This is a genomic window from Serratia sp. BNK-23, from assembly GCF_047456145.1.
GTDB lineage: Bacteria > Pseudomonadota > Gammaproteobacteria > Enterobacterales > Enterobacteriaceae > Serratia > Serratia nematodiphila.
The window spans coordinates 5,122,122-5,132,866 of record NZ_CP179900.1 but is presented as its reverse complement, the minus strand read 5'-3'; the positions used below and the strand labels follow the sequence as shown (position 1 = coordinate 5,132,866).

General features: G+C 58.3%; 10 protein-coding genes and 1 riboswitch. Of the genes, 5 read left to right on the top strand and 5 right to left on the bottom strand.

Going from position 1 to position 10,745, the window contains the following annotated elements; all coding sequences use genetic code 11:
- Positions 1 to 65: 65 nt before the first annotated feature.
- Complete coding sequence (gene murI, locus ACMGF9_RS24360; protein WP_414160467.1) at positions 66 to 929, bottom strand: glutamate racemase; 864 nt, start codon at positions 927 to 929, stop codon at positions 66 to 68.
- Positions 874 to 2,745 (bottom strand): TonB-dependent vitamin B12 receptor BtuB, encoded by a 1,872-nt coding sequence (btuB, locus tag ACMGF9_RS24355; protein WP_015379400.1) that lies wholly within the window; start codon positions 2,743 to 2,745, stop codon positions 874 to 876. Before btuB ends, murI begins: the two co-directional genes overlap by 56 nt.
- A 68-nt stretch (positions 2,746 to 2,813) precedes the next feature.
- Positions 2,814 to 3,027: riboswitch (cobalamin riboswitch) on the bottom strand.
- A gap of 122 nt (positions 3,028 to 3,149) precedes the next feature.
- On the opposite strand from btuB, the gene trmA reads away from it, so the two are divergent.
- Entirely contained in the window at positions 3,150 to 4,253 is a 1,104-nt protein-coding gene (trmA, locus tag ACMGF9_RS24350) for a tRNA (uridine(54)-C5)-methyltransferase TrmA (RefSeq protein ID WP_015379401.1), read from the top strand.
- A 34-nt stretch (positions 4,254 to 4,287) separates the two neighbouring features.
- Here trmA and ACMGF9_RS24345 read toward each other — a convergent pair whose 3' ends face one another.
- Together ACMGF9_RS24345 and fabR are read right to left on the bottom strand one after the other, a co-directional pair.
- The gene (locus ACMGF9_RS24345; protein ID WP_004931042.1) at positions 4,288 to 4,659 is read right to left on the bottom strand and encodes a YijD family membrane protein; all 372 of its coding nucleotides are present in this window, start codon (positions 4,657 to 4,659) and stop codon (positions 4,288 to 4,290) included.
- A gap of 15 nt (positions 4,660 to 4,674) precedes the next feature.
- Positions 4,675 to 5,307 (bottom strand): HTH-type transcriptional repressor FabR, encoded by a 633-nt coding sequence (fabR, locus tag ACMGF9_RS24340; protein ID WP_004931044.1) that lies wholly within the window; start codon positions 5,305 to 5,307, stop codon positions 4,675 to 4,677.
- 218 nt (positions 5,308 to 5,525) lie between these two features.
- Between fabR and sthA the strand changes: the two genes are divergently transcribed.
- Complete coding sequence (gene sthA / locus ACMGF9_RS24335) at positions 5,526 to 6,923, top strand: Si-specific NAD(P)(+) transhydrogenase (RefSeq protein WP_004931047.1); 1,398 nt, start codon at positions 5,526 to 5,528, stop codon at positions 6,921 to 6,923.
- Here sthA and oxyR read toward each other — a convergent pair.
- Positions 6,906 to 7,823: a DNA-binding transcriptional regulator OxyR gene (gene oxyR, locus ACMGF9_RS24330; RefSeq protein ID WP_015379402.1), complete on the bottom strand. Its 918-nt coding sequence runs from the start codon at positions 7,821 to 7,823 to the stop codon at positions 6,906 to 6,908. The two genes, sthA and oxyR, sit on opposite strands and share 18 nt — an antisense overlap.
- A gap of 151 nt (positions 7,824 to 7,974) precedes the next feature.
- Between oxyR and ACMGF9_RS24325 the strand changes: the two genes are divergently transcribed.
- From ACMGF9_RS24325 to ACMGF9_RS24315, 3 genes are all read left to right on the top strand, one after another.
- Positions 7,975 to 8,706, top strand: coding sequence for a glutathione peroxidase (locus ACMGF9_RS24325; RefSeq protein ID WP_015379403.1), 732 nt, complete (start codon positions 7,975 to 7,977; stop codon positions 8,704 to 8,706).
- 72 nt (positions 8,707 to 8,778) lie between these two features.
- The gene (locus tag ACMGF9_RS24320) at positions 8,779 to 10,227 is read left to right on the top strand and encodes a dihydrolipoyl dehydrogenase (protein WP_414160466.1); all 1,449 of its coding nucleotides are present in this window, start codon (positions 8,779 to 8,781) and stop codon (positions 10,225 to 10,227) included.
- Positions 10,228 to 10,409: 182 nt separating this feature from the next.
- On the top strand, positions 10,410 to 10,736 hold the full coding sequence (locus tag ACMGF9_RS24315) for a type II toxin-antitoxin system HicB family antitoxin (RefSeq protein ID WP_414160465.1): 327 nt from the start codon (positions 10,410 to 10,412) through the stop codon (positions 10,734 to 10,736).
- Positions 10,737 to 10,745 lie beyond the last annotated feature (9 nt).

The following is a 10,745-nucleotide window of genomic DNA, read 5'->3' as shown; positions in this document are numbered from 1 at the left end:
TCGGCGAGCCGCAACCCCTATTTTCAATATTTTTTCCGACCGTTGAATGTTTAACCAAAACACCGTTAAAGCGGCAGTTTTTTCAACGATTTAAAACCATAGCCCTGCAAAACGGGCAATAAAGCGTCAGTATCTTCATTTAACGCCATGCAATACGCCAGATTCTCTTCCTGGCTCGAGACCAGGCTTTCCTGCGTAGAGATGAGCCAGGCGGTGCGGCGGGCAATCGCCGCGCCGGAATCCACCAATCGGGTGCCTTCCGGCAACACCTGCATCAGCTCTTCAGCTAACAGAGGAAAATGGGTGCAGCCCAGCACGACCGTATCCGGCGGCTCGCGCATGCTCAGCCACAGATGCAGGATCTTCTTCAGCACCGGCAGCGGCACGGCTTCGCCATGCAGCTTGGCTTCCGCCAGCTCCACCAGTTCAGAAGAGCCCAGCAGCTCAATCTTGCAATCGGTGGCGAACCGGGAAATCAGCTCATGGGTATAGCTGCGCTGTACGGTGCCGCGGGTCGCCAACAGGCCGACAATGCCGTTGACGGTAAGACGAGCCGCCGGTTTGATGGCGGGCACCACGCCCACGACCGGGAAACTGAAACGCTCGCGCAGGGCCGGCAAGGAGACCGTGCTGGCGGTGTTGCAGGCGATGACGACAATCGCCAGAGGATGACGCTGCTGCACCGCGCCGACAATCTCCAGCACGCGCCCAACGATAAACTCTTCGGACTTCTCGCCGTAGGGGAACGCCACGTTGTCGAACGCGTATATATAGTGGAGATCCGGCAGCAACTGCCGAATCTCCTGATACACCGACAGCCCGCCGACGCCGGAATCAAAAACCAGCACCGTCGGGCGAGGTGTGGCGGTGCTGTTAGAAGGTATAGCTTCCAGTGAGGTAGTATTCTCTTCCTGGAGTAGCGTAGCCATAGGCCGTCTCATAATCTTTATCAAACAGGTTGGCAATTCTACCACGAACTGTCAGATGAGATGTGACCGGATACGAAACTGCGAGATCCCACAGACTCACGCCGCCAAGTTTAACGCTTTGTTCCGGATAGGTACTGTAATCCTTGTCATAACGTTGACCCAGATATTGATAAGTCACCGCCCAGTCAAAGTCATACAGCTGCCAGTCCAGCTCATATTTCACCTGCTGCTTGGCGCGCCGCAGCAGCACTTCATTGGTCTTGGCGTTGCGAGGATCGACATAGTCATAACCAATCTGATGCGTCAATGGGCCGGTATCAAACGAGGCCGTAGCTTCAATCCCTTTGATGGTCGCCTTACCCACGTTGTAATAGACGTAGTTGGTTTCCCCCGTGGAATCGATCAAATTGTCGATGTCGTTGCGATAACCGGAGATGCGCCAGGTCACCGGGCCGGTCAGCCCTTCAAAGCCACCTTCCCACTGCTTGCTTTCTTCCGGTTTCAGATCGGTGTTGTTACCGAAGTTGCCGTATAGCTGGCTCATATTCGGTGCTTTGAACGCCGTGCCATACGACGCGATAAAACGGTATCCCTCGACGAACTCCCAGGCCGCGCTGGTTTGCCAGGTGCCATGCCAGCCAAACTCGGAATGATCGTCACCTCGAACCGCGCCTTCCAGCGTTACCGGGCCAACCAGTTGCTGCGCGGTCAGATAAATGCCTGCATCACGTTGGCTTTTTTCACCCTTCACGGTGGTGGAATCCGGTTTGATTTTCTGTTGCTGCCAGTCGACGCCAGAGCTTACGGTACCCTGTCCAACCTGCAGCGTATTGCCCCACTGCAGGTTGTACTGTTCGGAATCCACCAGGCTGGCCGAACTGTCATGCATGCCGAGGCGAGGATCGTAATCGTAATCCTTGCTATGGCTGTAGCTGCCAATCACTTGTGTTGCGTAAATGCCTTCTTTATAGCGCAATCCGGTATCCCAGGTTTGGCTATACAGTTTGCGCGTATCCAGCAGAGAGCTGGTCGGTGAGGAATAATAACTATCATACGCCGTGCGGTTGTCGTAACCATACCCGCGCACAAAACCGCTGACCGATTCGCTGAACTGGTGCTCAAGCGCACCATACAGCAACTTACTCATAAAGCCATCGCGATCCTGTTGGCTTTGCATGCCGGTGCTGCCGTAGGCCACCACGTCATACCCTTTGGTGTAGGTGTAGTCACCCGCCACCGTCGCCACGGTGCTGTCGCCCAACTGCTGTTGAGTCGACGCGTCATAGGATTGGTAGCCGTTGGAGCCGACGCCGGCTGAGAGCGTAGTACCGTTCTTTTCACGCGTGGTAATAATGTTGACCACGCCGCCGATGGCGTCGGAACCGTATACCGCCGAGCGCGGGCCGCGGATGTATTCGACTTTCTGCACCAACGAAATCGGGATTTGGCTCAGGTCAGAAGAGCCGCTGACGCCCGCCTGATTAAGGCGAATGCCGTCAATTAGCACCAGCACGTGGCTGGAGTTGGTGCCGCGAATAAACAGCGAGCTCTTTTGCCCCAACCCGCCGTTTTGGCCAACGTCCACGCCTGGCAAACGGCGCATCACGTCGGTCAGGCTCTTGGCCTGCCAGCGATCGATATCGTTACGGGTGACGATGGTGGTCGGTGCCAGCACGGAAGAAACCGGCTGCGGGAAACGGTTGGCGGTAACCACCAGATTATCGCCATTCGTGGCAGTGGTGTTGTCTTGCGCCCATCCAGAAAAAGCCGTGACGGAAGAGACCACCGCCAGCAGCGTATTTTTTGTAATTGTCATGAGAAAAGCATCCAAACTTAATTGGCGGATGCCGCAGGATCATGGCCGGTAGTTCGCGACGGCCACGGATATTGCGACGTAACACCGGCAGGTCTTCGGGCTTGGGATTTGCGGGCCGCGGGGCGCGACCGGCAACGGGCGATGACTTCCCATCCTGCAGTGGACAGTGTCTGCGTCAAAACGCTATCGCCGTGACTTCCCCTTACCGCTGCGCGTCAGCTCCGGATTCACACCGGATTCCCTTTTCACTCGCTGCTTGAGGCCGGACGGCAATGCTACGATCAATGCAAATAGATGTCTAGACTGCTACTAATGTTACAAATAATAAACGCGACAAAACTGGACTTCACGGGCTGATTCCCTACAATCCCCGCTGATCAAATTTGCCTGACGAGAAGAAACACATGACGCCCGAGAATTTGCCTATTGAACGTTACGATGACCAACTGGCGGAGAAAGTCGCCCGCCTGAAGACGTTGATGTCACCGTTCGCGGCGCCCGAGCCGGAAGTGTTCCGCTCGCCAGTCGACCACTACCGCATGCGCGCCGAATTCCGCATCTGGCACGACGCGGAAGACATGTATCACATCATGTTCGATCAGCAGACCAAGCAGCGTATTCGCGTCGATCAATTCCCGGCCGCCAGCGAACTGATCAACCGCCTGATGAGCGCCCTGATCGCCGCGCTGAAACCGGAGCCGATCCTGCGCCACAAGCTGTTCCAGATAGATTATCTGTCGACGCAAAGCGGTAAAATCATCGCCTCGCTGCTGTACCACCGCAAGCTGGATGACGCTTGGCAGCAGCGCGCCGAGCAACTGCGCGACGAGCTGCGGGCGCAGGGTTTTGACCTGCAGCTGATCGGCCGAGCGTCGAAGACCAAGATCATGCTCGACCAGGATTATGTTGACGAAGTGCTGCCGGTCGCCGGCCGCGATATGATCTACCGCCAGGTGGAAAACAGCTTTACTCAACCCAACGCGGCCATGAACGTGCAGATGCTGGAATGGGCGCTGGCGGTCACCGCCGGTTCCAAAGGCGATTTACTGGAGCTGTACTGCGGCAACGGCAACTTCTCGCTGGCGTTGGCGCGCAATTTCGAGCGCGTGCTGGCGACCGAGATCGCCAAGCCGTCGGTGGCGGCGGCGCAGTACAACATCGCCGCCAACCATATCGACAACGTGCAGATCATCCGCATGGCGGCGGAAGACTTCACCCAGGCGATGAACGGAGTACGCGAATTCAACCGGTTGAAAGGCATCGATCTGAGCGGCTACAACTGCGAGACGATTTTCGTCGATCCGCCGCGCAGCGGGCTGGACGCGGAAACGGTGAAGATGGTGCAGGCTTACCCGCGCATTCTGTATATTTCATGCAATCCGGAAACGCTGTGCGCCAACCTGGAAACGCTGCAGGCCACGCACCGGGTCAGCCGCCTGGCGCTGTTCGACCAGTTCCCGTATACCCATCACATGGAATGCGGCGTGTTGCTGGAAAAACACCGCTGATACGACAGGGGCGCCATGATGGCGCCCCGTTTCATTACGGCTCTTGAGTCGGCGCATCCAGCGCCTTGCGCGCCTTTAGCTTGACCCCGATCCACAGCACCAGCGCCACACAGATCACCGACGGCAGGAAGTTGGAGCCGATCTGCGGGTATTCGGCGCGCACGATGGCGCTGTACATCAACAGCCCCAGCAGGAAGCAGGCCGCCGCCAGCTTCGGCATGCCGTCCGGCATGGCGCGGTTCAGGTAACGCTGATGCAGACAGTACACCGCCAGCACCAACGCAATCAGCGGGAAGATCGAAAACGGCACCACCGAGCTGAACAGCGCGGCAAAGGAACCGTTGATCGAAAGGCCGGCAATCAACGCCAGCAGTAAGGTGCCATTTTCACGGCCTGGTTTTTCCATCATTTTTTACCTTTTTTATACGTGGGACACAGAAGCTTTTTCTTGTTCGCGACGATACCAGTAATACGCCCCTTTGGAGATCATCCGCAGCTGCAGCACCAGCCGTTCTTCCAGCTGCTGCCGCTGCTCGACGTCGATATCCAGCGCTTCCGCGCCGGCGCTGAACACGATGGTGACCATCGCTTCCGCCTGCGCTTCGGTAAAGCTGCGCGGCATGTGGTTTTCCAACTCGAGGTAGTCCGCCAGTTCGGCGATGAAATGCTGGATCTCGCGCGCCACCGCCGCACGAAATGCCGCCGACGTGCCGGAGCGCTCGCGCAGCAGCAGGCGGAAGGCGTTCGGGTTGTTGCCGATAAATTCCATAAAGGTGGACACCGAGGTGCGGATCACGCTGCCGCCCTTGGCGATGCGTTGGCGCGCCTGGCGCATCAACTGACGCAGCATCAGGCCGCTTTCGTCCACCATGGTCAGCCCCAGCTCGTCCACATCGCGGAAATGGCGATAAAACGACGTGGGCGCGATGCCCGCCTCGCGTGAAACTTCCCGCAGGCTCAGGCTGGCGAAGCTGCGTTCGGCGCTCAGCTGGCTGAATGCGGCTTCGATCAGGGAACGACGAGTCCGTTCTTTTTGTTGTGCTCTGACGCCCATATGCATATCCGGATAGGTTCCATTCTCTCAGTCTAACGCCCTAGACTCGGCAATATAGCAAATTTTATTGCAACAGCATTTATACTAACGCGCTCTATCACACTTCCGCCCTGAGCCGATTGTGCTTTGACTCAAAAAGCCTAATGGTGATTGGGTGAGCAGCGCTATGATGTTAAGATACCGTTGTAATCTTGTATAAAAAAACAGGTCTCTCCTACATGCAACAGCACTATCAATTTGATGCCATAGTGATTGGCTCGGGCCCTGGTGGTGAAGGTGCCGCCATGGGGCTGGTGAAACAGGGCGCCCGTGTGGCCGTTATCGAACGGTACAACAACGTAGGCGGCGGATGTACCCATTGGGGCACCATCCCTTCCAAAGCCCTCCGCCACGCCGTCAGCCGCATTATCGAATTCAACCAGAACCCGCTTTACAACAATTCGCGCACGCTTAGCGCGACCTTCCCTGACATTTTACGCCACGCCGATAACGTCATCAGCCAGCAGACCCGCATGCGCCAAGGGTTCTATGAGCGGAACCAGTGCAAGCTGTTCGCCGGCGACGCGCGCTTCATCGACGCCAACACCGTCAGCGTCAGCTACATGGACGGCACCCAGGACACCATCCGCGCCGACCACATCGTGATCGCCTGCGGCTCGCGCCCTTACCATCCGGCCAGCGTCGATTTCAATCACCCGCGCATCTACGACAGCGACTCCATTCTCGAGCTGAGCCATGAACCGCGCCACGTGATCATTTACGGCGCCGGGGTGATCGGCTGCGAATATGCGTCCATCTTCCGCGGCCTGAACGTCAAGGTGGATCTGATCAACACCCGCGATCGGCTGCTGGCGTTCCTCGATCAGGAGATGTCGGATTCGCTCTCTTACCACTTCTGGAACAACGGCGTGGTGATCCGCCACAACGAAGAATTCGAGAAGATCGAAGGCACCGAAGACGGCGTGATCGTGCACCTGAAGTCCGGCAAGAAGGTGAAAGCGGACTGCCTGCTGTACGCCAACGGCCGTACCGGCAACACCGATTCGTTGGGGTTGGAGAACGTTGGTCTGGAGTCGGACAGCCGCGGGCTGCTGAAAGTGAACAGCATGTATCAAACCGCGCTGTCGCACATTTATGCGGTCGGTGACGTGATCGGCTATCCGAGCCTGGCTTCCGCCGCCTACGATCAGGGCCGCATCGCCGCGCAAGCGATCGCCTCCGGCGAAGCCAGCGGTCACCTAATCGAAGATATCCCGACCGGCATCTACACCATTCCGGAAATCAGCTCCGTCGGCAAAACCGAGCAGGAACTGACCGCGATGAAGGTGCCGTATGAAGTGGGCCGCGCCCAGTTCAAGCATCTGGCGCGCGCGCAGATAGCCGGGATGAACGTCGGCAGCCTGAAAATCCTGTTCCATCGCGACACCCTGCAGATCCTTGGGATCCACTGCTTCGGCGAGCGTGCGGCGGAGATCATCCACATCGGCCAGGCGATCATGGAACAGAAAGGTGAAGGCAATACTATCGAGTATTTCGTTAATACGACCTTCAACTATCCGACCATGGCCGAAGCCTACCGGGTGGCGGCGCTTAACGGCTTAAACCGCCTGTTTTAACGCGCTGTCGATGTAGCCCTGCATGTGCTCGCGGATCGCTTCGGCCAACTGCTCATAACGGCTGCGCAGTGGGGAACCGGGGCGATACACCAACGCGATGGTGCGCTTCGGTTCCGGCTTGTAGCAATCCAGATAGCACACGCCGTCGCGTTCGCGCTGCGGCGGCACCGCCAGTGACGGCAGCAGGGTAATGCCGCTGCCGGCAGCGACCATATTGCGCAACGTTTCCAGACTGGTGGCGCGGAAGTGAGTATCTTCGTCCGCGCCCGCCTGGAAGCAGAAGCCCATCGCCTGATCGCGCAGGCAGTGGCCATCTTCCAGCATCAGCAGCTTCTCTCCCGCTAAATCCGGCATCGCCACGCGCTCGCGCTGCGCCCACGGGTGATCGGAGTACACCGCCAGCTTCATCGGTTCATCGAACAGAGGCACTTCGATAAACGCCTCGGTTTCCTTCACCAACGCCAGAATGGCGCAGTCCAGTTTGCCGCTGTCGAGTTGCGCCAGCAGTTGGTGGGTTTGCGCTTCGTGCAGGTACATTTCCAGTTTCGGGAAGGTTTTGTGCAGTGTCGGTATGATCTGCGGCAGCAGATAAGGCCCCACTGTCGGGATCAGGCCGATGTGCAGCGGCCCGGACATGGCTTCGCCCTGCTGGCTGGCCATCTCCTTCAACACTTTCACTTCGCGCAGCACGGTACGCGCCTGCTCCACCAGCAACAGACCCGCCTGGGTGAACAGCACCTTGCGGCTGGTGCGCTCGAGCAGCATGACGCCCAACTCGTCTTCCAGCTTGCGGATCTGCCCGCTCAGCGTGGGTTGGCTTACATGGCATGAATCGGCCGCGCGGCGGAAGTGCCGGTGCTCGGCCAAGGCGACCAGATACTCTAAATCACGAATATTCATTGTTTCCCTCCATTCCATGATAGCTCATGGCGATAGATAAGATAGCAATGAGCGATTAGATCTATCAAGCCCCAGCGACAATAATGTGTCCCAACGAAGCGATATCGCGCTAAATGCTAAAAATTACTTTTCCTAATTAAGGGGTTAATCAATGTTTACCAGTCAAGAAGGCAAGAAAGTTCCTCAGGTTACTTTCCACACCCGTCAGGGCGACCAATGGATTGATGTGACCACTGATGACCTGTTCAAAAACAAAACCGTCATTGTTTTCTCGCTGCCGGGCGCGTTCACGCCGACCTGTTCTTCGAGCCACCTGCCGCGCTACAACGAACTGTCCAGCGTATTCAAGCAGCACGGCGTCGACAGCATTCTTTGCGTCTCGGTGAACGACACCTTCGTCATGAACGCCTGGAAAGCCGATCAGCATGCGGAAAACATCACCTTCGTGCCGGACGGCAACGGTGAATTCACCAAAGGCATGAACATGCTGGTCGAGAAAGCGGATCTGGGCTTTGGCCCTCGCTCTTGGCGCTACTCGATGCTGGTACGCAACGGCGTGGTCGAGAAAATGTTTGTCGAGCCGAACAAGCCGGGCGACCCGTTTGAAGTGTCCGACGCCGATACTATGCTGAAATACCTGGCGCCGGAATTCAAAGTGCAGGAATCGGTCTCCCTGTTCACCAAACCGGGCTGCCCATTCTGCGCCAAAGCCAAGCAGATGCTGCAAGAGCGCGGCATTCAGTATGAAGAGATCGTGCTGGGCAAAGACGCCACCACCGTCAGCCTGCGCGCCGTCAGCGGCCGCGCTACGGTGCCGCAGGTATTCATCGGCGGCCGTCACATCGGCGGCAGCGACGATCTGGAAACATTCCTGTCAGCTTAATAAGTAATAACAAAGCCAACGTGAACTTTGGCGGGCTACGGCCCGCCCTTTTTTTACCTTTCAGGAGCGGATATGAAACTGTTGAACGTTGATGTCGCGGTCATCGGCGGCGGCACCGCAGGGCTCGGCGCCTACCGAGCGGCCAAACTGTCTACCCCCAGCGTGGTGATGATCGAAGGTGGGCCTTATGGCACCACCTGTGCGCGCGTTGGCTGCATGCCATCCAAATTATTGATCGCCGCCGCCGAAGCGGTGCATCAAATCGAACGTGCGCCGGGCTTTGGCGTGCACCCAACCGGCAAAACGCGTATCGACGGACGCGAGGTGATGGCGCGCGTCAAACGCGAACGCGATCGTTTCGTCGGCTTCGTGCTGGAAGGCGTGGACGAGATCCCGGCCTCCGACAAAATTCAGGGCTATGCCCGCTTTATCGACGACAACACGCTGCAGGTCGATGACCATACGCGCATTGTGGCGCAGCGCATCGTGATCGCCACCGGCTCTCGCCCCAGCTGGCCGGCGCCGTGGAATGAACTGGGCGATCGCCTGATCGTCAACGACGATCTGTTCAACTGGGATGACTTGCCGCAGTCCGTGGCGGTATTCGGCCCCGGCGTGATCGGGCTGGAGCTGGGGCAAGCGCTGCACCGCCTCGGCGTCGACACCAAAGTCTTCGGCATCGGCGGCGCCGTCGGGCCGCTCACCGACAGCGCCGTGCGCGATTACGCTGCGAAGGCGCTGGGGGAAGAGTTCTACCTCGACGCCGACGTGAAAGTGGAGATGATGCAGCGCGAAGGCGACCGCGTATTTATCCGCTATCAGGATCTGCAGGGCCAGTCGCAGGAGATCCTGGTGGACTACGTGCTGGCCGCCACCGGCCGCCGCCCCAACGTCGATCGGCTTGGCCTCGAAAATACCGGCCTGCAGCTCGACCCCCGAGGCGTGCCGCTGGCCGACCGCCTGACGATGCAAACCAGCGTGCCGCATATCTTTATCGCCGGCGACGCCAGCAACCAGCTGCCGCTGTTGCATGAGGCCAGCGATCAGGCGCGCATCGCCGGCGCCAACGCCGGCAGCTTCCCGGAGATCAATCCGGGTCTGCGCCGCAGCGCGATTTCGGTGGTGTTCTCCGATCCGCAGATCGCCATGGTCGGCTCGACCTTCCGCGAGCTGAGCGAGAAGTTCAGCGCCTGCGGCTGTTTTGAAGTGGGCAAGGTCTCGTTTGAGAATCAGGGCCGCTCGCGGGTGATGCTGCGCAACAAGGGCGTTCTGCACGTTTACGGCGAACAGGGCACCGGCCGTTTCCTCGGTGCGGAAATGATCGGCCCGGACGCCGAACACATTGCGCATCTGTTGGCCTGGGCGCACCAGCAGCAGATGACCGTCGATCAGATGCTGGACATGCCGTTCTATCATCCAGTGATCGAAGAAGGCTTGCGCACCGCGCTGCGCGACCTGCAGGCGAAGCTCAAACTCGGCGCGGCCGAAATCGAGCGCTGCCAGCGCTGCCCGGGCGAATAACCCCTCATTCTCCATTCATACCCACCGGGCCTTCAGGCCCGGTTTTTTTGCGCAGCACTTTCCACATTTGCCTCCCTCCTCTTGCCTCACGCCCCTCCTGCACGCATTTTTTATGCTTTGGCATTGAAGTGATATCAATAATGACACTGAAATGGAGGGCAGAACCAGAATGGAGGAAGAGCATGGAAAAGCATGAACACTATACCTATCGCATCACCTGGTCAGCGGAAGATCGTGAATATGTCGGGCTGTGCGCCGAATTCCCCTCGCTGTCCTGGCTGGCCGCCACGCGTACTGGCGCACTGGAGGGCATCGAAAGAGTGGTGAGCGAAACGATCGCCGATATGCTGGCGCAAGACGAAACGCCGCCGCAGGCGCTGGCGGAAAAGAACTTCAGCGGCAAACTGGTACTGCGCATGACGCCGGAACAGCATCGCCGGCTGGCGATTGGCGCGATGGAGGAAGGCGTGAGCCTGAACCGTTATCTGTGCGCCCGCCTGGCGGGGTAGAGGTTCAAG

Bases quoted from the DNA above. Each gene is read 5' to 3' on its own strand.
- oxyR (WP_015379402.1), bottom strand. From the start codon at position 7,823: ATGAATATTCGTGATTTAGAGTATCTGGTCGCCTTGGCCGAGCACCGG.
- ACMGF9_RS24315 (WP_414160465.1), top strand. From the start codon at position 10,410: ATGGAAAAGCATGAACACTATACCTATCGCATCACCTGGTCAGCGGAA.
- btuB (WP_015379400.1), bottom strand. From the start codon at position 2,745: ATGACAATTACAAAAAATACGCTGCTGGCGGTGGTCTCTTCCGTCACG.
- ACMGF9_RS24320 (WP_414160466.1), top strand. From the start codon at position 8,779: ATGAAACTGTTGAACGTTGATGTCGCGGTCATCGGCGGCGGCACCGCA.
- ACMGF9_RS24345 (WP_004931042.1), bottom strand. From the start codon at position 4,659: ATGGAAAAACCAGGCCGTGAAAATGGCACCTTACTGCTGGCGTTGATT.
- ACMGF9_RS24325 (WP_015379403.1), top strand. From the start codon at position 7,975: ATGTTTACCAGTCAAGAAGGCAAGAAAGTTCCTCAGGTTACTTTCCAC.
- sthA (WP_004931047.1), top strand. From the start codon at position 5,526: ATGCAACAGCACTATCAATTTGATGCCATAGTGATTGGCTCGGGCCCT.
- murI (WP_414160467.1), bottom strand. From the start codon at position 929: ATGGCTACGCTACTCCAGGAAGAGAATACTACCTCACTGGAAGCTATA.
- trmA (WP_015379401.1), top strand. From the start codon at position 3,150: ATGACGCCCGAGAATTTGCCTATTGAACGTTACGATGACCAACTGGCG.
- fabR (WP_004931044.1), bottom strand. From the start codon at position 5,307: ATGGGCGTCAGAGCACAACAAAAAGAACGGACTCGTCGTTCCCTGATC.